The sequence below is a fragment of the Mesorhizobium sp. IMUNJ 23033 genome, from assembly GCF_044778005.1.
Taxonomy (GTDB): Bacteria; Pseudomonadota; Alphaproteobacteria; order Rhizobiales; family Rhizobiaceae; genus Mesorhizobium; species Mesorhizobium amorphae_A.
In genome coordinates, this window is record NZ_JBJACT010000026.1 from 24775 (window position 1) to 46055 (window position 21281).

17 protein-coding genes, 2 tRNA genes and 2 pseudogenes are annotated in these 21281 nt (G+C 61.1%); 15 read left to right on the forward strand and 6 right to left on the reverse strand.

Going from position 1 to position 21281, the window contains the following annotated elements:
* A complete protein-coding gene (locus ACFX5Q_RS24695) occupies positions 1-1167 on the reverse strand; it encodes a D-alanyl-D-alanine carboxypeptidase family protein (protein WP_404282242.1) in 1167 nt (388 codons plus the stop codon).
* Between the two features lie 214 nt (positions 1168-1381).
* Between ACFX5Q_RS24695 and ACFX5Q_RS24700 the strand changes: the two genes are divergently transcribed.
* The 11 genes from ACFX5Q_RS24700 (at position 1382) to ACFX5Q_RS24750 (ending at position 13890) form a co-directional block, all read left to right on the forward strand.
* Positions 1382-2545 carry a M20 aminoacylase family protein gene (locus tag ACFX5Q_RS24700; protein WP_404282244.1) on the forward strand — a complete coding sequence of 388 codons (1164 nt, stop codon included), beginning with the start codon at positions 1382-1384 and terminating at the stop codon, positions 2543-2545.
* A 186-nt stretch (positions 2546-2731) separates the two neighbouring features.
* A tRNA-Arg gene (locus tag ACFX5Q_RS24705) sits at positions 2732-2808 on the forward strand.
* A gap of 99 nt (positions 2809-2907) precedes the next feature.
* A tRNA-Glu gene (locus tag ACFX5Q_RS24710) sits at positions 2908-3003 on the forward strand.
* Positions 3004-3636: 633 nt separating this feature from the next.
* Positions 3637-4596, forward strand: a complete 960-nt coding sequence (locus ACFX5Q_RS24715) for a substrate-binding domain-containing protein (RefSeq protein ID WP_404282246.1) — start codon at positions 3637-3639, stop codon at positions 4594-4596.
* A gap of 113 nt (positions 4597-4709) precedes the next feature.
* Positions 4710-6239, forward strand: a complete 1530-nt coding sequence (locus ACFX5Q_RS24720) for a sugar ABC transporter ATP-binding protein (protein WP_404282248.1) — start codon at positions 4710-4712, stop codon at positions 6237-6239.
* 11 nt (positions 6240-6250) lie between these two features.
* Entirely contained in the window at positions 6251-7300 is a 1050-nt protein-coding gene (locus ACFX5Q_RS24725) for an ABC transporter permease (RefSeq protein ID WP_404282250.1), read from the forward strand.
* 168 nt (positions 7301-7468) lie between these two features.
* Complete coding sequence (locus ACFX5Q_RS24730; protein ID WP_404282252.1) at positions 7469-8095, forward strand: thermonuclease family protein; 627 nt, start codon at positions 7469-7471, stop codon at positions 8093-8095.
* Between the two features lie 18 nt (positions 8096-8113).
* On the forward strand, positions 8114-8251 hold the full coding sequence (locus ACFX5Q_RS24735; protein WP_404282253.1) for a hypothetical protein: 138 nt from the start codon (positions 8114-8116) through the stop codon (positions 8249-8251).
* Positions 8252-8253: 2 nt separating this feature from the next.
* Positions 8254-9084, forward strand: coding sequence for a hypothetical protein (locus ACFX5Q_RS24740; RefSeq protein WP_404282255.1), 831 nt, complete (start codon positions 8254-8256; stop codon positions 9082-9084).
* A 95-nt stretch (positions 9085-9179) separates the two neighbouring features.
* On the forward strand, positions 9180-9554 hold the full coding sequence (locus ACFX5Q_RS24745; protein WP_404282257.1) for a hypothetical protein: 375 nt from the start codon (positions 9180-9182) through the stop codon (positions 9552-9554).
* A 223-nt stretch (positions 9555-9777) separates the two neighbouring features.
* Positions 9778-13890 (forward strand): hypothetical protein, encoded by a 4113-nt coding sequence (locus tag ACFX5Q_RS24750; RefSeq protein ID WP_404282259.1) that lies wholly within the window; start codon positions 9778-9780, stop codon positions 13888-13890.
* 950 nt (positions 13891-14840) lie between these two features.
* Here ACFX5Q_RS24750 and ACFX5Q_RS24755 read toward each other — a convergent pair.
* The 5 genes and pseudogenes from ACFX5Q_RS24755 to ACFX5Q_RS24775 form a co-directional block, all read right to left on the reverse strand.
* Positions 14841-15322: pseudogene (locus tag ACFX5Q_RS24755) on the reverse strand (cytochrome c-type biogenesis protein).
* Complete coding sequence (locus ACFX5Q_RS24760) at positions 15319-17310, reverse strand: heme lyase CcmF/NrfE family subunit (RefSeq protein ID WP_404282261.1); 1992 nt, start codon at positions 17308-17310, stop codon at positions 15319-15321. Before ACFX5Q_RS24760 ends, ACFX5Q_RS24755 begins: the two are co-directional and overlap by 4 nt.
* 35 nt (positions 17311-17345) lie before the next feature.
* Positions 17346-17716: pseudogene (ccmE, locus tag ACFX5Q_RS24765) on the reverse strand (cytochrome c maturation protein CcmE).
* Positions 17652-17861 (reverse strand): hypothetical protein, encoded by a 210-nt coding sequence (locus ACFX5Q_RS24770; protein WP_404282262.1) that lies wholly within the window; start codon positions 17859-17861, stop codon positions 17652-17654. Before ACFX5Q_RS24770 ends, ccmE begins: the two are co-directional and overlap by 65 nt.
* A gap of 68 nt (positions 17862-17929) precedes the next feature.
* The gene (locus ACFX5Q_RS24775; RefSeq protein WP_404282264.1) at positions 17930-18487 is read right to left on the reverse strand and encodes a tetratricopeptide repeat protein; all 558 of its coding nucleotides are present in this window, start codon (positions 18485-18487) and stop codon (positions 17930-17932) included.
* 326 nt (positions 18488-18813) lie between these two features.
* Here ACFX5Q_RS24775 and ACFX5Q_RS24780 point away from each other — a divergent pair, with 326 nt between their 5' ends.
* The 4 genes from ACFX5Q_RS24780 to ACFX5Q_RS24795 all read left to right on the forward strand — a co-directional run bounded on the left by ACFX5Q_RS24780 (position 18814) and on the right by ACFX5Q_RS24795 (position 21281).
* On the forward strand, positions 18814-19260 hold the full coding sequence (locus ACFX5Q_RS24780; protein WP_404282266.1) for a thiosulfate oxidation carrier protein SoxY: 447 nt from the start codon (positions 18814-18816) through the stop codon (positions 19258-19260).
* Between the two features lie 17 nt (positions 19261-19277).
* Entirely contained in the window at positions 19278-19604 is a 327-nt protein-coding gene (gene soxZ / locus ACFX5Q_RS24785) for a thiosulfate oxidation carrier complex protein SoxZ (RefSeq protein WP_404282268.1), read from the forward strand.
* Between the two features lie 94 nt (positions 19605-19698).
* A complete protein-coding gene (locus ACFX5Q_RS24790; RefSeq protein WP_404282351.1) occupies positions 19699-20016 on the forward strand; it encodes a c-type cytochrome in 318 nt (105 codons plus the stop codon).
* Positions 20013-21281 carry an FAD-dependent oxidoreductase gene (locus ACFX5Q_RS24795; protein WP_404282270.1) on the forward strand — a complete coding sequence of 423 codons (1269 nt, stop codon included), beginning with the start codon at positions 20013-20015 and terminating at the stop codon, positions 21279-21281. Before ACFX5Q_RS24790 ends, ACFX5Q_RS24795 begins: the two co-directional genes overlap by 4 nt.

The following is a 21281-nucleotide window of genomic DNA, read 5'->3' on the forward strand; positions in this document are numbered from 1 at the left end:
CTAGTTCTTCGCGGCCTTGACCGGCTGGTCGCCCTGTACGGCGGCCGACCCAACCACGGTGGCGCCGGCCGGTGCTGGCCGGTCGGGTCGCCAGGTCGGCAACGGTACATCGGCAAATTCCTGGCCGGTCTCGTCGAGCATCGCCTTCGGCGTCGGTCCGGTGGCGCCGCCGAGGCCGACGGCAACCAGGGTCGGCACGTGGTCGAGCTTTTCCTGATAGGGCGATTTCGGCGCATCCTTGGCGGCAACGGCGGGCGGTGCTTCCGATTGCTCCACCTTCGTCTTTTTCTTGCAGATTTCGTCATTCATGTCGTTGGCCGAGAGCGTGTCGCCATAGGACGGCAAGGCGGCGATGGTGGTCGAGCCGGTCGCCGGCGCGTCAAAACCCTGGTCGAGGAGGCGTGCCGCCGTCTCGGCCCGGCTTACCGCGGATTTTTCGCCAAGCACCACCGCCACCAGCGTACGGCCGTTGCGCGTTGCCGAACCGATCATGTTGAAGCCCGAAGGACAGACGAAACCGGTCTTCATGCCGTCGGCGCCGGGATAGCGGCCGATCAGGAGATTGTAGTTCGAGATCGCCTTCTTGCCGACCGCCAGCCCCTCGATCGAGAACCAGGGCGCGTATTGCGGGAATTCGCTGCGGATCGCCATCACCAGCAAGGCGAGGTCGCGCGCCGTCGTGTACTGGTCGGGCGAATAAAGCCCGTTCGGATTGACGAAATGCGTTCCGATCATGCCGAGTCGGCGTGCCTCGGCATTCATGCGTTCGGCGAACGCGGCCTGCGAGCCGCCGACATTCTCGCCCACGGCCATGGCAATGTCGTTGGCCGATTTGACCAGCATCATCTTCAGCGCATTGTCGAGCCGCATCACCGAGCCAGGCTTGAAGCCCATCTTGCTCGGCGGCTCGCCGGCGGAATGCTTCGTCACCTTGATCGGCGAATCGAGCTGGACCTCGCCCGCCGCAATCGCCCGGAACGCCACATAGGCGGTCATCAGCTTGGTCAGCGAGGCCGGATACCAGCGCTTGAAGGCGTCCTGATGCTCGAGGATCTTGCCCGTCTGCAGGTCGAACAGGACCAGCGGATTGGCGAGAACCGATGTCGCGAAGGCGGGCAGCGCAACTGCGCCCGCCAGCAACAATTTGAGAAAATGCCTGTACCGCATCATGGAATCCGAAATCGCCTCTTGCCGTAGTCGCCTCTGGCTCCGTAAGATTTCATTACACGGTCGCCAGCATATTGGTCCGACCCTCATCCCCGGACCGCTTTGCTGCGGTGCTATTTACCCTATGTGACGCCAACATGGCAAAGTGCCGGACAATCACGATTGCAATTGAGCAGACGCAACCCGGCTGCCCCAACAGCGAAATGGACCGATCATGCCAATCCTGAATCGCGCCGCCGAGATGCAAGAAGAGGTTGCCGGCTGGCGACGACACCTGCATCAGACGCCGGAACTGAACTTCGACGTCTTCCAGACCGCCGCTTTCGTCACCGAGAAGCTGAAGGCATTCGGCTGCGACGAGGTGGTGACAGGCCTCGGCAAGACCGGCGTGGTCGGCATCATCCACGGCCGCAAGGGCGACGGCACGACCATTGGGCTGCGCGCCGACATGGACGCGCTGCCGATCAACGAGATCACCGGCAAGCCCTATGCGTCCACCATTCCCGGCAAAATGCATGCCTGCGGCCATGACGGCCACACGGCGATGCTGCTGGGCGCGGCCAAATACCTGAGCGAGACCCGCAATTTCAGCGGTTCCGTGGCTGTGATCTTCCAGCCGGCCGAGGAAGGCGGAGGCGGCGGCAATGAGATGGTCAAGGACGGCATGATGGACCGCTTCGCCATCTCCAAAGTGTTCGGCATGCACAATATGCCGGGCCTGCCGGTCGGCCAGTTTGCCATCCGGCCGGGCCCGATCATGGCGGCGACCGCCGAATTCACCATCACCGTCAAGGGCCGCGGCGGCCATGCGGCGATGCCACACGGCACCATCGATCCGATCGTCATCACCAGCCAGCTGGTCGGCGCATTGCAGACGGTCGCCTCGCGCAGCACCGACCCGGTCGAGGCGGTGGTGGTGTCGGTGACGAAGTTCCACGCCGGCGACGCCTATAACGTCATTCCCGAAAGCGCCGAGATCGCCGGCACCGTGCGCTCACTGAAGAAGGAAGTCGCAAAAAAGGCGGAGGAGCGCATCCGCACCATTTGCCAGGGGCTGGCCACCGCCTTCGGCGCGACGATCGAGGTCGACTACAACGCCAACTATCCCGTCACCTTCAATCACGCCGAAGAGACGGTCTTTGCCGGCGATATCGCGGCCGATGTCGCGAGCAACGCCCAGGTGCACCGCGCCATCCAGCCGGTGATGGGCGGCGAGGATTTCTCCTACATGCTGGAAGCCCGCCCCGGCGCCTTCATCTTCATCGGCAATGGCGACACCGCCGGCCTCCACCACCCGGCCTACGACTTCAACGACGAGGTTATCCCGCACGGCATGAGCTATTGGGTGAAGCTGGCCGAAACCGCGCTGGCCGCCTGACGGACTTTGGCTCCGGGTCCGCATGCGGCGCCGGCGTTCGGGCACGGGCACGGGCACGACGAGATTGCGGGCTTGTCAGGGCAGGCCTTGGAATTCAAGGCCGCGCCACGCCTTGGCGTATCCACTCGGCGCTTTGAACCTTCCTCTTGGCGAAACGATCCGAAGCGGCTATGTGTCGGGCCGCGTGGTCCCGTAGCTCAGTAGGATAGAGCGGCAGATTCCTAATCTGTAGGTCACAGGTTCGATTCCTGTCGGGATCACCAATAAAATCAATTGCTTAAATGCCACCGATGTTCTTTTCATGTCGCATCATGTTGCAAATGGCTACCGTTTATTTTTAATGACTTACAGAAGCTGTCGGCAGGTCCATGCGACATGGACGCGACATGAAACATCTGCAAAAGTCCGATTGCCCTCTCACGGCGGGAACAGGGGTTCGATTCCCCTTGGGCGTACCAGACTTTTCAATGGCTTGACGCTAGTCCGAGACCTTCGGTCCCGATAAGAGACCCGAAAAGCACCCTCAAAACTCATTACTGAATGTGACCCAAAGGACGGTCTACGGACCGGTTTCCTCTCGCCTGGCGCCACCCAGCAGTTCAACGACACGGGCCGCCGTCCTTTACGACTGCTTTGCCACGCCTTCCCGTTTTGATCGTGCCGGCTGTTTTGCCAGCGGCGAAGTCATTTGCCATGCGCTGCACGTCTCCCGCACCGATGTCTCGCGCCGAGCAAGCGACCCAAGAGGGGCTTGATATGTCGTTCTATCCGACCAACGTCGATCGCGAGCGTGGATAGTATCTTTGGCCGCCCAAACCGAGTCAGGACCTGCCCAGCACGGGCCGCCTCAAGATAGAGGTCACGCAGTTCGGAGACGGCGTCACGCCCACCATCCAAGCCGTCAGGTCATGACTTTGTTGCCCTCTCTTGACGGCATTGTTCGCATCAGCCGATCCCTTGGCGGGACAAGCCCCTGACGGCGACCGCCATCCTCCGCCAGACCGATCGTTCCTGACGCCTTGTAAGTGGTCAGACCATTTGACACTATCCGGGCGTCCGACTAGCGTTCGGGCTCTTTGGGAGGAGAAGACATGACGGTGATCAGGAAGACGCTGGCGCTTGCCGGCGCAGTGAGCATTGCATTCGGGCTTTTGCTTCCGGCGCATGCCGAGGACAAGCCTCTAACGATCATGGAATCGGTACCGGGACTGACCTTCCCGTTCTTCGTCCACATGATGAACCAGATGAAGGCCGAGGCCGAGAAGCTCGGCGGGATCACTGTGATCGAGAGCGACGGCCAGGTCTCCTCGCCCAAGCAGACCGCCGACATCGAGGCCGCCATCACCCAGGGCGTCGACGGCATCGTCATCAGCCCGAACGAGGTCGACGCCATGGCGCCGGCGCTGCAGGAAGCCGTCGATGCCAAGATACCGGTCGTCACCATCGACCGCCGCGTCGACAAGGTTCCGGGCATCCTCGCCCATGTCGGCGCCGACAACGTCAAGGGCGGCGAGGCCCAGGGCGAGCTGGTGATGAAGCTCTTCCCGAACGGCGCTACGGTCATGAACCTGCAGGGCCAGTCCGGAGCCAGCCCCGCCATCGACCGCAACAAGGGGCTCCATAACGTCCTCGACAAGGCTGCCGACAAGTACAAGATCGTGTTCGAGCAGACCGCCGGCTTCGACCGGGCCAAGGGCCTGTCGGTCACCGAATCCGCGCTCGCCGGCATGCCGACGCCGCCCGACGTGATCGTCGCCGCGAACGACGACATGATCCTCGGCGCGCTCGAGGCTCTGAAGGCGCGCAACCTCGGCAAGGTCGCGACCATCGGTTTCGACGCGCTGCCAGAAGCGCTGGCGCAGATCCGCGACGGCACGCTCACCGCGACGATCGAACAGATGCCGGGCGGCCAGAGCCGTCTGGCCGTGGACACGCTGGTCAGCTTCCTGCGTGAGGGAAAGCAGCCGGCCAAGAAGGTCACGCTGCTGACGCCGATCGCCATCACCAAGGACAACCTCAAGGATGCCGAGCGCATGGGCGAGGTGAAGTAGCAGTCTGATCGCCTGAGGACGCCACGCGACTGCCGTGGCGTCCCGTACGACCAAATCACCGGGCGGGTCTCTCGCGCCCTTCCTCTTGCGCACTCATCCTGACTGCACCCGACATGACAGAACCACTCCTGCGGGTGACCAAGATCAGCAAGGGCTTCCCCGGGGTCCAGGCGCTCGAAGACGTCGATCTGGAGGTCGCTTCCGGAGAAATCCACGCCCTGCTCGGCGAGAACGGCGCGGGCAAGTCGACCCTGCTCAAGATCCTTTCGGGAGCCCAAGGTCCGGACGCCGGCGCCATCTCCTTCGCCGGAAAGCCGCTGGCGCTTTCTCACCCTCACGACGCGCAACTGCTCGGCATCGTCACGATTTATCAGGAGTTCACGCTCGCTCCGAACATGACGATCGCCGAGAACGTCTTTATCGGCCGCGAGCCGGGGTCCGGTTTCTTCGTCAACTGGAAGGAGATGGCGGCCGAGACCCGATTGATAACGCAGCGCATCGGGCTCGATCTGAACCCAATGTCGCGGGTCAGCGATCTCTCCGTCGCCGAGCAACAGATGGTGGAGATTGCGCGGGCGCTGTCGATGCGCTCGCGCTTGATCATCATGGATGAGCCCACATCGGCATTGAGCTCGACCGAGGTCGACAAGTTGTTCCGCATCGTCCGGGACCTGAAGGCGCAGGGCCTCAGCATCATCTTCGTCACGCACCGGCTGGAAGAAGTGTTCGAGATTTGCGACCGCTACACGGTGCTGCGCGATGGCCGCCAGGTGGGCAGCGGCGCCGTCGCCGAAACGAATGTCGACGGCATCATCCGCATGATGGTCGGCCGCGTCGCCAGCGCCCTTTTCGAGCGTCGCGAGGCAGGCGAGCCGGGCGAGATCGCGCTGGCCGTCGAAGGCCTTACCCGCCGCGGCAACGCTCGCGACCCGCACGCAACCGTGCTCGAAGATGTGTCGCTCTCGGTGCGCCACGGCGAGATTCTGGGGATTGCGGGGCTGGTCGGGGCCGGTCGCACGGAAATGGCCAGGGCGATATTCGGCGCCGACCCGTTCGACGACGGACGCATTCTCGTCGACGGCAAGGCTGTCGACATCCGCTCGCCGCGGGAAGCCATCCGCCACGGCATTGGGCTTGTCCCCGAGGACCGCAAGCAGCAGGCGCTCTTCCTGTCGCTCGCCATTAGGATGAATGTCAGCGTGGCCTCTCTCGACCAGCTTAAGCGCTGGCTGTTCTTCGTTGACGAGCCGGCCGAGAAGAAGCTGGTCGGCGACTTCCGCCGCGCGCTCAACATCCGCATGGCGAGCCCGGAGCAGCTCGTGGTCGACCTGTCCGGCGGCAACCAGCAGAAAGTCGTTCTGGCGCGCTGGCTGGCGCTGCGGCCCAAGGTGCTGATCGTCGACGAGCCGACGCGCGGCATCGACGTCGGGGCAAAGGTCGAGGTGCACAACCTGTTGTTCGAGCTGGCGCGATCGGGGATTGCCGTCATCGCCATCTCCTCCGAACTGCCGGAGATCCTGGTGATCAGCGACCGCATCGTCACCATGCGCGAGGGGCGGGTGACGGGCGAGATTTCCCGCAGCGAGGCCAGCGAGGAAGTCCTGATGTCGATGATGACGCGTAGCGCCGCCCTGACGAGTTAGGAGAGGACCCCTTGGTTGACGTGAAGCCATCTGCACCGGCCACGCCGGCCAAGATCGACCCGTTCGGTTTCCTTGCCCGCTTTGCGCCGCTGATCTTCCTGCTGGTGCTGATGGCTGCGTTCGCGATCATGGAACCCCGCTTCCTGTCGTCGATCAATCTTTTCAACGTCATGCGCCAGGTGTCGATCGTCGGGCTGCTGGCGATCGGCATGACCTTCGTCATCCTGACGGCCGGCATCGACCTTTCGATCGGCTCGCTGCTGGCGTTTGCCGGTCTGGTCGCCGCCGCCGTCTCCAAGGGCGGCCTCTCCAACCGGTTCACCGTCGGAGAGGGACAGGACGCAATCGGCAATGCATGGTACCTGGCGGCACTCGCGGCGATCGCGCTCGGCATGGTGGGCGGCTACCTGCAGGGCTTTGCCATTACCCGTTTGAAGGTGCCGCCCTTCGTGGTGACGCTTGGCGGAATGTCGGCGTTTCGCGGCGCCGCGCTGTTGTTCGCGGCAGGTGGCCCGATCAGCGGATTCGAGCCCGACCTGGTGTGGTGGGGACAGGGCAAGATCGGCCCCTTGCCTATCCTCGGATGGCAAATCCCAATCCCTGTCATCATCTTCCTGGTCTTTGCCATTCTCGCCCATATCGTGCTTCGCTATACACGCTATGGCCGGCAGGTCTATGCGGTCGGCGGCAATCCCGAGGCCGCGCGGCTCTCCGGGCTAAATGTCCGCGCCGTGGTCAGCAGCGTGTATGTGATCATGGGGTTCTTCGCCGGCCTCGGCGCTTTTGTCCTTGCCGCCCGACTCAACTCGGCGGAGGCCGTTGCCGGCACCGGCTACGAGCTGACCGTCATTGCATCGGTGGTGATCGGCGGCACCAGCCTCTTCGGCGGCGTCGGGACGATCTTCGGTACCGTCATCGGTACGATTCTCATCGGCGTGCTGCTCAATGGCCTCGTGCTGATGAATGTGTCATCCTACATCCAGCAGATCATCATCGGCGTAATCATCGTTCTTGCCGTCTCCTTCGACACGTTCGCGAAGTCGCGACGACGGACGCGATGAGCGCCGCCGAGGCTGCCGGTCCATGGCGGAAAGACCCAAGGCAAAATCGCTGACAGCGGCTCCCGGTATTTCCCTAGTGTTGAAGGGATCGAGCCAGCAAGTGGTCAGCAATATCATTGAAGGCCTTCAGAGCACGATATCGGGCTGGGTAAGCCGCTGCCGGGTCCGATGCAGGGCCGCGCCTCAGTCATAGATGGCGACACCGTTGAAATCGAAGGCCAGCGCATCCGCTTCAATGGCATCGATGCACCCGTGAGCAGACAATATTGCGATGACGCCAAGGGCTTCGAATATCCATGCGGGCGCCGGGCTGCCCAAGCCCTTGATGAGTTCCTGGCGGCTTCGAGACCCTTGTACTGCAGCTTCATCGACAGAGATCGGTATATTGTCGGGAATTGTGCGCGGGCCGATGGCCGCAGCGCCCAACAGTGGCTAGTCGAGAAGGGTCGGGCCCTTGATTGGCCACGCTATTCAGGTGGAGCTTTCGCCGCCGCGCAGGAGTCTGCTCGATCAGCACATCGGGGCGTCTGGCAGGGCCGATTTGATCAGCCATGGGACTGGCGGGCGGCCAATGCTGAAAAGGCGGAAGTCGTCAGCGAACCGTCAGCCGGCTTCGGTCTGCTTGGCTCTGGCTGCAACATCAAGGGGAACATCTCAGCTGAAGGTGAGCGCATCTATCACCTGCCTGGACAGAAGTTTTATTCGGCAACGAAGATCTCTGCCGCTAAGGGCGAAAGGTGGTTTTGCTCCGAAGCCGAGGCGCGAGCCGCAGGTTGGCGGCGATCAAAACGATAGGCAATGGACCCGCTATGGATGGACGTCCTCTTCGGTCGCTCGACGCATGCGGAGCTCGCGCTGATCGACGAGGAGTTGCGCCGAGAACGCGTCAAGTTCACCGGGCGGGACCTAAAGGATGGCAACGCTTCTCGTCCCAAAGGGGCTTGGGGCTGACTATGCCATCGCCCATAAGGAATCCTTCCCCTGATGATCTGTCCTACGGAGCGCTCTCGGCCCACATCTTTGCCCGGTTCGACGATCGCTATGGCAAGAAATTGAACATCGTCTATGCGCCTGCGACGGGCATCATTGACATCGACGGCGATCTCTTTTTGCTGTCGGTGTCGATAATCTATGGCCAGGTTAACGTCGAAATAAATCCGGAGCGCCTGGGTTTCAAATATAGCCGATTGGTCAAAGGCAGGTTCCCAAAGATGAACCTGCTACAAAGCTTGGAAAACCTGACTCAGGCTTATGCCGACAGCATCCCAACACGGCTATATGTCGATCTGAGTGATCAGTTCGGGCGGATCGTCATGGTCTACAACGAAATGATGGCACACCATGACGTGCCGTTGGTTGCCGAAGCATCTGTCGACATTGATGCCGGCGTCTCCGCGCTGATGAATGGGATCTCTCTTGGCCATGCGCGGTGGTGTTTTCATCAGGCTGCGGAAAAGTCCGTCAAGGCCCTGCTGAAGTTCGAGGGAGTGGAATACCCGAAAACTGGCCACAAGCTGGATGACCTCGTCAATCTATCGGGTCGCCTGAAAGGAACGATAAGCAGCACCGTTATTGCGAATGTCGTTTGTTCGAGCAAGGCTCGCTATGGCGAGATCGCCACCTCGGTCGATGAGGTTCTTCTCTCGTATCGAAGTGCGCTTCTGGTAATAGACGCTGCACTAAAGAAAATTCCAGCCAAGCGGCTGTTCAGCGGTATTGTGATCTATCCAGGGCCGTTCCCAGATGGCGCCTTCGACCCTAAGTTAGATGGCGCCGAGCAGTAGTCTCGGCCTCACACGGCCGCTATGTCGGCTCTGCCGCGTATCTCGACAGGCTGTCTGTTCAGTGATTTGCTGACCGGCTCAGATTGGGGGATCGAATGAGCCAGTTGATTCACAACGAGTGCGTCAAAATGTCAGCAAACTATTTCAACAGCATGGGCATCGTGGCGCTCGCGACCGGCGTGATCGTTCCCGTACTGTCCATTGGCATCGTCGGAACACCGATTTCGCTATGGACGTTCCTGCCTCCCGTTCTGGGTCTCGTTGTCAGCCTGTTGTTAATCATTGGGGTCATTCGCTTTTGGGCCGCCTCAGGAGTAGCAGTGCCCGCCATTCCTGCCAGGCGCGCTCTGCGGCCGCCCTGTAGTCCGCTGGCAGCGGCTGCCAATCCGCCGGCGCCCTCCTCATGCACCATTTGCACTGGCCTGCCGGACATGCCCGCGTGCGGATCGCCAATCGATCACTGCTTGTAGCAAATCTGATAAGCGGTCAGGCGCCTTCACCTCGGAACCTTGCGCACTGATGGCTGCCGTAAAACGCTGTTTAGGGACCGAGATTGAGCCGCTGGGCGATCGACTTGAACCGGGCCATAAGCGGACGACCGCCCAACATGTCCAAAGTGGATGCACGGGGGATAAAATCTCAAACCTATGGCACGCCATGGGCAACGATTGATACGATGTGCCGGTGCAAGGCTTGTATATTCCCAGAACCCTGATAGTCGGCCAACATACCTTAACTGAAGAGCAACTGCTTCAGCAGGGTTCCACTATCATTGTGCTTGCCGAACCAGGAGCAGGGAAAACAGAGCTTCTGGTCCAATTGGGCAGGCTACTTTCCGTCACTCCGGTGCGGGCTAGCGTCTTCCGGAACCGCTTGCCGGGAACTCCGGTGGAGGCCCTGGTCATCGATGCGATGGACGAGGTCGCTCGCATCGACAAGCTGGCCATGGACACTATCGTTGTCCGGGCGAGCGAGGCCAACTGCGGGACGGTGATCTTTGCCGGGCGATCCAGCGAGTGGGACCTCGCGCGAACAACCTATGTCAAGGAGTGTTTCGGCGTAGATCCGATCATCGTGAAGCTAGAGCCTTTCAGCGAAGCTGAACAGCGGCAGCTTTTCGAGGCGAGCTTCCCCGCTGAAGACTTTGCGGCATTCTCGAACGAGGTCAGCCGGTTCGAGCTGCTGCCCCTTCTTGGCAATCCCCAGTTTTTGCAGCTTCTCGGCGAAGCGTTTTTCGAAAGCGGTCGAGTCTTCACGTCGAAGCCGAAGATCTTCTCGGATGCCGTGCGCCGGCTGGCGCACGAAGCCAATGAAAACCTCGGCCGTCAGGCCAGACCCTCGATCGCGGAGATCATCGACCTTGCGGGCCAGGTGTTCGCCAAGCTGATGCTTTCCGGCGCGACGGGCGTGAGCACGACCGAAGCGCTCAGTGATCGCGACTATCCGTACCTCCCAGGGCTTGCACCCACCCTTCCTCACAAAGTGCAATTCCTTCCCGATACCAGGTTGCTGAAGCCTTCGAACGATCCGAACCAGCATGAGCCGGTTCACAGGATTGCCGCCGAATATTGCTCCGCCCAATATCTCGTGAAGCGCATTGAGGATCCCTCAGACCGTCTGTCATTGGGCCGTGTCCTATCCGTCGTAGCCCCCGGTGGTGTCGTTCGCGATGAGCTTCGCGGGATGCTTGGCTGGATGGCTGCGCTCGGCAAGGAGCCGATGCAGGAGGCGGCCATAGCCGTTGATCCTTATGCGGTACTCGCCAACGGCGACGCTTCGCAGCTGACTACCCGCTCCAAGATCGCGCTGCTGGCCAGGCTGAGCGCCGTGGCACAGGATGATCCCTATTTCCGCCGAAGCGACGTTTGGCGTAGATTTAATGTCGGCCAGTTCTTCTCGGCGGATACCCATGACACAGTTCGCGCCCTTCTCGCTCCTGCCGCGAAGGCAGGCGCGCTGCGAGACCTAATCCTGGAGTTGATTAACGGATCACAGGCGGCGCCGTCATTTATTCCGGAGCTCACGGGGCTGGCCCTTAACGCGAACTACGATTCCTCTACCCGTATGCTTGCGTTTGGTGCCCTGCTGGATGCGCCGGTCTACAACGCGTTTGCGGATTTCGACACGCTTGTCTCTGAGGGATCGCGTACCTCGCTCGAGCTTGCCTCAAAGGCTGTTATCAAAGCCGGCATCGGCCAGTTTGGATCGGAGAGCGTCATAGGGTTGCTAAGGCTTTTGGCCACCCTCTATCCGAAGCGCACCGATGACCGGGACCGCGAGATAGGCTCAAGATACTTCATCAAACAGCTTGTTCGCACATTCGATATGGAGAGTACGCTCATTTTCCTGGACGCCCTCGCCGACGGTCTCGCCTGCACCTGCTCTCCCAAGCATGAATATCTTTGTAGCTGCCGTACCGGCATCAGCAAGATCATTGGCGAATTGCTCGACCGCTATTTCACTCTGGCGGTCGGACCGCACCACCCCGAACGCATCTGGCAGTGGGCCAGGGGACTGTATTTCGGGCGCATCCTCGCAGACAGCGGCCCGACCGTGAAAACACTGGCAGCCGATGCGGGATTGCGCCAAGCGGTGCAAAGACTCGCCTTCGGGGGTATCAGCGACCCCGGCCAGATACAGGAGGCCGCCAGTCGTCTCTTCTCCAGTACAACCCATTCCGGCTTGCGGTTGCGCCATGAAGACTCGCGCGCGATGACGGTGCACTCATTTGAGACCGCAAACGTCGAACTCTGGTCAGCATTCTGGTCGCCTCACAATCCGGATGAAGAGGCAAAGGGCAGGAATGAGCTTCGTGCCCTTCAGCGCCAGCAGGCTGGATCGGACAGTCGGTTTCTCGCCAACTGGTCTAAGCGCCAGCATGCGTGGCAGAAGATGCTGCGTGATCGGAGGAATCGCGTTCGCTACCGGAAAGGGCGATACGAGCGCCGCGATGCTCTGATCAAGGATGAGAACCGCGCCCACCTCTTAGAGAACCGCGAGCTGATTGAGGCGGGAAGGCACGGGGGCTGGTTGGCCGAATTCGGGCAAAACTACCTTTTCGAGCCGGAAAAACTAACCAAGAACCCGGATTACGGTGAGACGCCCATTCGCGCCCTCCGCAACAGTCTCACCGAGTTAAAGGACAAAGTTCCGGCGCTGGAAGCACTCGGTAGGCGCCAAGGAGTCGTCGTCGCGGACATTCTGCTGGCCGCCTGTCTGGCGCGCTTTAGGGACGGCGAGTCGCTGGACACCATCGACAGTTCCATCCTGGCCGCGGTCAAGGCGGAAATGAGTTCGTATCCCACACTCGAAGAAGGCGAAGAGAGGGCATTCGAGGATGAGCTGGATCATATTCTGTTCGCCGAGTCGGGCGCAGCGGAGGACTTTGCGAGGCGGTTTCTGGAGGTGCAGCTCGCTTCGAGCGAAGAGACTCCAACCCGCGTCGACTGGCTCGAACGCAAAACTGCGTTTCAGCACCTGCGGGCAACGTTGCCACTCGAGTGGCTGGGCCGGTTCCCCTTCATGCCTCTCGAAGCGGTGAGGCAACTTTTTGAACTGGCGGCTGTACATGCCGATCGCACGCAACTCGCCCAGCTGATCGACGCGCGGCTGGCCGACCCTGTGGCCGACAGCGGCAGCCACACAGACGCGGACAAACGCGGCCGGGCGCGACGCAAATTCTGGCTGCTCAACTCCTTCTTTTTCAGCACGGGGAAGGCAAACGAGTCATGGGCTGAGCTTCGCGCCGATTCCGACACGATATTTGCAATCGAGGATAGAACCGGGCGTTTCGGAAGAAGTGAGGGAGCGTTCTGGCCGCCTCTCACTGCAGAGGCCATCTACAAGATATTCGATGCCTTCGTGACGGTCTGGCCAAAGGTTCACCTTCCAAGCTCTTTCGGTTCGGGAGACCCGCCAAATGAAAAAGCCTATCGTTTTCTTCATGACTGCGGCTGGAGAATCGCCAATGACTTGCCGGATCGCAGGCTTCCGGTGTTGGAGCGAATGCTTGCCGATCCTCGCTTTGAAACCTTCCGGGATATCCTGCTGACAGTCCGCGCCGAAGCCAAACGGCAGCTCGCGCTTCAGGATTTCCGCGCGCCCGCACCTTCCGACATATCCGCACTTCTCGAGAAGAACGATATTGCAACGGTCGAAGACCTGCGAGCGCTCCTCGTAGAAGAACTGGTGGAAGTCCAGAAGTGGCTGAAGGGTTCGGAGACTGACCCACTCGACACTTTCTACGAGAGCGGTAAACACGTCGACGAGAATACAGCGCGCAATCGCATCGTCGACAGGCTCAATGGGCGGATGACCGCGCTCGGGCTCTCGGTGGTGATCGAACACCACATGGCGGCCGGAAACCGTTGCGACTTCACCGCGGCTGCAACGGTCTCTGGCGCCCGGTTCTTGCTCGTGGTCGAAGTGAAAGGCCAATGGAACGCGCATCTATTCACGGCGGCGGCAGCGCAGCTTGATGAGAGATACGCAATCCATCCCGACGCGGCCCGGCAGGGGGTCTATCTGGTGCTATGGTTTGGCAATGGCGAGACTGTCGCGGGCAAGTGGGAACCGTCGATTACATCGCCAGAACAGCTTAGGAACCAGATTGTCGGCAAAATGGCAAAGGAGCTTGATGGGCTCATCGATGTGGTGGTCCTTGATCTCTCCAGGCCCGCAGCCGTTGCCAAGAAGGCAGATGTTGCCAAGAAGAAGGTCAGAAGTAGGCGCTCCGCTTCAAAGAAACCAGCCAAAGCGCCTGCCACAAAGGTTAAGTCGCGCAGGCGGAAGGCAGGCCTCCTGTAGTGGCCGAGGAAGTACAGTCTCGTGTGACCATCGTTGATTTGACCAAGGGGTCTATCAACATGACGGGCGTCCATGCCTCGCTGATCGGGGCATGCGCCGCTATCATCCGTTCCCGTTTGACTTTGACTCGACATGCTTGAGCTTGCGAGAGCCAGACGAAGGTTGGGAAGCACAGGTTAAACATTTGGAAAATCGGGCGCGTGTCATCGAGAGACTTAGAGCCGAGCACGGTACCCTTCAAATCGATCGCGTTATCAAGAACACGCTCGATCTAGGACCGTAGACGCTAGCGCAGCGACGACACTACCTATGCCAAACGTGCGGTGGATTCACGACCAAGGTCCGAACAAGGAATGGTGAAAACGCAGAATGACTGCTTGTGGCGCTTTTTTGCGCGTTCAATCCCGCGACATACGCCGGGCACATCCGTGCTCTCGTCTTGTGCCTCAGCGCCGCAACAAACGGCGCGAGCCAGCGCTCCAAATCAGCTTGCCAGTCCCCATCCATGGCCGGCCCCTCCAAAAAGCCGACCTCCTATGAATCACCGAAGACGCCTCTCGGGAATCCTCAAAATGCTCGCCTTGCTAAAAATCTGCCAAAGTAGTGCTAGGGTCAAAACTCTATCAGCTGGCTGCCGCCAACAGCCGAGATAGATGGTTTCCTGCCGTACGTTTCGTCGACCGGAACGAGCACGTTGCGCCATTTGCGGACCTTCACGGACACGAGCATAAATATCACATCGCGACCGATCTTGTTCTCTAATGGGTCAAGGGCGTCAGCTCGGTTGTGAGCGTTGTCGACGCTGTGGGGTGCCTGCGTTCTCTGCGTGCTCAGTGCTAGCATTCACCCCAGACCACCCGAAGGGCTGGCCAATCGAGCAGGCGAACAAGAAGTGTAACGCCCGGCCTTTGCCCTCTATCCAGCGGTTCAAAGCCTGCCCGTCAAACCCGTCAATCGCGATCCTGAAGGATCGTCCCCAGCGCCGCTCTTTCCTCTGCGGTAAGGACTGCGACCTCGTCACGCCTGCGGTTTCGGGCATTGAAGACGATAGATGCGCCGCCGCCAAGAAGCAGGATCACCGGTGTCGCCCATAACAGTGCATTGCGCGCGCTAAACCGCGGCTTCAGGAGTACGAATTCGCATAGCGCGACACCACGAAATCAATGACCTCGCCGTCGGTATCGCCGGCCACGAGCCGTTCGCGGACAAGCACACGCAGATCGCCGGCGAGTTCGGCATTCGAATCGTCGATCGACTGGTTCTGGCAGACCATGCATCTGAGTTTCACCGACAGGGCGCGCGCACGTTTTTCGAGCCCCGGATCGGCAAGCACTTCTTGCGGCTGAACCGCATGGGCGGGCGCGGTCGCTGCGGCCATCGCCAAGGCCATTGTCAGAGCGATCACGCCGATTGCGATGTGGTTGGCGATCATGGCGCACTCGGATTTGCAACATCCGAGATGGGGAGTTTCCGGCGCGACGGCGCACCGACCCTAAGTCGCCGGTCGAAGAGCGAGACCGCACCGCCGGTCATCATCACCAACGCACCGATCCAGATAAGGGTGACAACAGGTTTCCACCAGACGCGCACGACGATGGCACCATCGGGCGTGGAATCGCCGAGCGAAACATAAATCTGGCTGAAACCGCGCGTCGCGATCCCCGCCTCGGTCGTGGGCATCTGACGCGCGGTGTAGAATCGCTTCGACGAAACGATTTCGCCCAAAACCTTGCCGCTCGAGTCAAAATACACGAACCGTCCGCGGCCTTCGGTATAGTTTGGTCCCGTGAGCGGATGAATGCCGTCGTAGCGGAGCGTGTAGCCGGAAATTTCGAGCGTTTCTCCGGGACGCATCGTGACGATCCTTTCGGTCTCCAGAAAGCCCACGGCGACAATGCCGAGCGTGGTCAGGCCGAGGCCCATATGGGCGAGCGACGTGCCGTAGACCGAGCGCGGCAAGCCGGCGAAACGGCGCAGCGCCACGGCGGGGGTCGCGCTGCCGACCCCCGATTTCAAGGCGATATCCGTCAGTGTCCCGATGATCAGCCAGAAAGCGAGGCCGACACCGAGCGCGGCCAGAACCGACGTGCCGTCGACGAAGAACAACGTCACCATGATCGCGACGAGCGCGGCGCCAAAGGCAAAAACGAGGCGCTGCGCAACCGCGTAGAGATCGCCGCGCTTCCAGGTGAGAAGCGGACCGAAGGGCACGACGGCCAGAAGCGGTACCATCAATGGAGCGAAGGTCAGGTTGAAGAAAGGCGCGCCGACAGAGATCTTGTCGCCGGCGATAACCTCGACCAGCAGGGGGTAAAGCGTACCGACCAGAACGGTCGCGGCAGCGGTCGTCAGGAAAAGATTGTTGAGAACCAGCGCGCCCTCGCGCGATATGGGATGGAACAGGCCTCCGGCGGCCAGCGTCGAGACCCGATAGGCGAAAAGTGTCAGCGACCCGCCGATGAAGATCATTAGGATGGCGAGAATGAACACGCCGCGCGTCGGATCCGTCGCGAAGGCGTGGACCGACGTCAACACGCCTGAGCGGACCAGAAACGTGCCGAGCAAGGACAACGAAAAGGTCAGGATCGCCAGAAGCAGCGTCCAGATCTTCAGGGCCGACCGCTTTTCCATGACGATGGCGGAGTGCAGCAGCGCCGTGCCAGCGAGCCACGGCATGAACGAGGCGTTCTCGACCGGGTCCCAGAACCAGAAGCCGCCCCAGCCGAGTTCATAGTAGGCCCAGTAGGACCCCATGGCGACGCCGCCGGTGAGGAACATCCATGCGGCCAGCGTCCAGGGACGCACCCAACGCGCCCAGGCCGCGTCGATGCGGCCATCCATCAGCGCCGCGACGGCAAACGAAAAGCAGACCGAAAAGCCGACATAGCCGAGATAGAGAAGCGGCGGATGGATGGCGAGACCGATATCCTGAAGCACAGGGTTCAACTCGCGCCCCTCGCTCGGGGCTGGTGTCAGACGGGTGAAGGGATTTGACGTCACAAGGGTGAAGAGAAGGAAAGCCGCGCCGATCCAGCCCTGAACAGCCAGGACATTGGCGCGCAGCGATGCCGGAAGGTTGTTGCCGAACACCGCCACCAGCGCCCCGAACAGGGTGAGGATCAAGACCCAAAGGAGCATCGATCCTTCGTGATTGCCCCAGGTTCCGGTGATCCGGTAGAGCAGCGGCTGCTGCGAATGGGAATTTTGCCAGACATTCAAGACCGAAAAATCCGAGTGAATATAGGCGATGGTGAGCGCGACGAACGAGACGGCCGTCAGCGCAAACCCTGTAACGGCAACCGGCCCGCCGACGGCCATCATCCGCTCGTTGCCGGTTCGCGCGCCAACCAGAGGAAGCACCGACTGGACGAGCGCCAGCGCGAAGGCAAGTACAAGCGCGAAGTGACCGGTTTCAACCATGACGCTATCCTAGAGCAACGTCCGACTAAATGGCATCAATTCTCCTGCCATACGCCTTTCGCTTTCAGGCTGTCGGCTACTTCTTTCGGAATGTAGTTTTCATCGTGCTTGGCCAGAACGCCGTCGACCACGAAAACCCCGTCCTCGCGGAATGTCCCTTCTGTTACGACGCCCTGCTCCTCGCGGAAGAGATCGGGCCTGCTGCCGGTGTAGACCCCACCTTCACGGATTGGTCTTTGTCGGTGACGCCAAACGCCACCTTGGTGCCCCCGCCGCGCACGATCGAGCCTTTCTCGACAAGTCCGCCGAGACGGATGCGCTCGCCGGGGGCGACTGCGTTCTCATTGAGGTCGGCAGGCATATAGAAGTACGACGTCTTCTGGCCAAGCGCGACGAATGTCAGCATCGTCGCCGCGCCCAGAAACGCCAAAGCGCCGCCGATAACCGACAGTCGTCTTCTGGCCAAGCGCGACGAATGTCAGCATCGTCGCCGCGCCCAGAAACGCCAAAGCGCCGCCGATAACCGACAGTCTTTTCTGTTTGCGCGTCATGCCGTCACTCCGTCCCCGAAAGTCCAAGCGAGGTCGCGAAGGCTTCGAGCTCCCTGGCCGTGCCGGTTTCAGCGCCGGAGTGAACGAACCCCGCGACCGAGCGCTTCACGGGCATCCGCTGCCCTGTCGAGGGCAATGTACGAACGCACAAGACGCCTCCATCCTTCCCGGTCCTGCGGGTATTCGCGCAGCCGCCTGTCGAGTCCGACGACCATTGTTTCGATCATCGCGTTGCGATCCGTCGGTGTCATCTCGGCGACAGCGTCGATATCTTGCTGGCTGGGGCTCGGTTGTGCGCTCTCTGGCGGCGCAGTTGCCACGTGCTCTGCGGCTTCCGTAAGCACCTGTTCGACAGCACCGCGCCAGGGGGAATCGGCGGGAATATCCGCAAGCATCGCCTGCCAGGCAACGGCGGCATCGGCAACGCGGCCTTCCTGCGCTTGCGCCGTCGCCAGGAAGAAACGAGCCTTCGGATTGCCGGAGTCAAGCTCCAGCGCTCGCTCGAACGCGGCCTGAGCGTCAGCGGAAACGGTACCGCCAGCCCCGGCCACAATTGCTTCGCCGAGCCCGGACTCGCGGGCGGCTGTCGCGCCGTCGAGCCTGATCGCATTGCGGAACTTGGACATTGCGCTTCAGCTTTGGTTCTTGCCGTGGACAACAAGATAGAGGGGCTTGGCCAAAGTCTCCGATCCTCAAGAAAGTACCACGAAACCGCACCGAACGTGAAAATAAAGTCGTTGAAATCGGTCAGGTTAGAAAGAAACCAATGCGTGAGGTTTCGAGGGCGCCGAAAAAACCTTGGACGCTTCCGCGAGATTGCTCAGGGCGGTTGTCAGTGTTAAGGTTTCCTTCTGAAAAGTTGTCGCGCTGAGGTGCCCGAGTGCGCTGCCTGCTGCCGCCGATATGTGTTCGGAGTGGCGTAGTGCGGTGGCAGGGTTTGGAGACCGGGACGATGAGCTTGACGCGCCGCGATGTCTTGATCGCCGGGAGTGCGGGGTTTGCCGGGGTCGTGCTCTTCTCGCCGCGGGGCGCGCGTGCGAGCGATGAAGCGCTGGAACTCGTCAAGCAGCTCACCGGGCGGACGGCCATCGCATCGGATCGCCTTCACCTGATAATGCCGGCGGTCTTCCCAACCGGCTACACCGTGCCGATGAGCCTTGACATCGACAGCCCCATGACCGAGACCGACCATGTGAGGCAAATCCGCGTGTTCGCGCCGCAGAACCCGATCATCGAAGTCGCCAGTTTCCATTTCGTTCCCCAACGCAGCATAGCCCGCGTATCGACACGCATCCGCCTTGCCAAACCGCAGCATGTCGTAGCTGTCGCCGAGATGAATGACGGCGTTTTGCTGATGACCAAGGCCTGGGTCCGTGTCGCCACGAATGGCTGCGCCTGAGATACGGGAGAGAGACAGTGATCACCCCCACACCACGCGTGGTCGTACCAAGCGCTGCGGTGAAGGGCGAAGTCTTTCAGGTCAAAACCATCATCAGCCATGAGATGGAAACAGGGCTGCGCCACGATGATCGAGGCAATGTGATCCCGCGCAAGATCATCAACAGATTTGTCTGCCGCTATAACGACGCCATGGTGTTCAGCGTCGATCTTCACGAGGCGATTGCCGCCAACCCTTTCTTCGAATTTTCCCTGCGCGCGACAGAGAGCGGCCGGCTCGATTTCATGTGGGAAGAAGATGGGGGCGCCGTCTATGCGTTGTCGCACCAGCTCACCGTGGCTTGAGATGGCGAGGCCATCGAGCTGCCGTGAATTGCGTTGGTAGGAGTTGAGGGGGAGAAACGTGACGGGAAAACTCCGAGACGGAGGGGCGTTGAGCATGCGCCCCGTTACGCGATCCGCGATCGCCGCAGGGTTCGTCCTGCTCGTCAGCCAATCCGGTGCGGCGGGCGCCGATCAGGGCGCGCAGCTCACCGCGGCCTGCGCTTCCTGCCATCGCCTCGACGGCCGGGACATGGCCATTCCGCCGATCGCCGGAGTGGATCAGGACAAACTTGTCAGCGCGATGCAAGCCTTCAAGTCGGGCGAGCGGCCGAGCCAGATCATGTACATCATGGTCCGCTCGCTCACTGACGAGGAGGTCGCGACGGTGGCGCGCTATCTCTCGACGCTGGGAAAGGAAACGACGCAGCCATGAACCGCTGGACACGTCGCAAGTTCACTCACCTTGCGGGAGCGGCTTGTCTCGTTCCGTTCGGTCCACGCGTCGCAAGAGGCCAAGCCAAGGCGCGAGTCGTCGTCGTCGGCGGCGGCGTCGGTGGCGCGACCGTCGCCAAATATTTGGCGGCGAGCGAAAAAGGCCTCGATGTCACCTTGGTCGAACCGAAGCCGAGCTACACGACCTGCTTCTTCAGCAACCTTTATCTCGCCGGGCTTCGCTCGCTCGAATCGCTCACGCATTCTTATGCAACGCTGGCGCAGAAATACGGCATCACCGTCATTCACGACACGGCCGAAGCGGTCGACCCGGTGGCCAAGGTCGTCGCGCTGAAGAACGGAACCAAGCTCAGCTACGACCGCGCCGTCGTCGCCCCGGGCATCGCTTTCAGATATAGCGACATCGAGGGCTATGACGAGGCCGCAACGGAGAGCCTGCCGCATGCCTGGAATGCCGGGCCGCAGACCAAGCTGCTGCGTGAACAGCTCGAAAGCATGGAGAATGGCGGCGTATTCGTGATCACCGCCCCCCCTAATCCATTCCGCTGCCCGCCTGGTCCCTACGAGCGCGCATCTCTGATCGCCTACTATTTCAAGCAGTTCAAGCCGCGGGCGAAAATCCTGATTCTCGATTCCAAGGACAGTTTCTTCGAGCAGGATCTGTTCCAGGACGGCTGGAGCCGCCACTATCCAGGCATGATAGAATGGCTGCCCGGTCAATTCACCGGCGGCATCCAGGCGGTCGACGTGAAGGGCCGTGCCGTCAAGACCGCGGGCGGCACATTCAAGGCCGCCGTCGCCAATATCATCCCGCCGCAGATGGCCGGCGAGCTGGCGCGGCGGGCGGGCCTCGTCGATCAGTCGGGCTGGTGTCCGATCGATCCGCTGACGTTCGAGTCGAAGCTGCAGCCGGGAATTTACGTGGTGGGCGACGCGACCAGCGCCGGCGACATGCCGAAATCGGCTTTCGTCACGAACAGCCAGGCCAAGGTTTGCGCCTTCGCCATCGCCACCGCGCTCGCCGGCTCCGAGGCCATCGAACCTCACCTGTTCAACACCTGCTTCACCTTTCTCGCCGCCGACGATGCGGTGAGCGATGCCATCAGCTTCAAGGCCACGGCAGAGACCATCAAGATCAGCGAAATCTTGCTCAGCGCGGTCGGGGAGGATGCCGAACTCCGCCGCCAGGTGGTGCGCACCGCGAACGGCTGGTACGACGCCTTCACGCACGACGTGTTCGGCTGA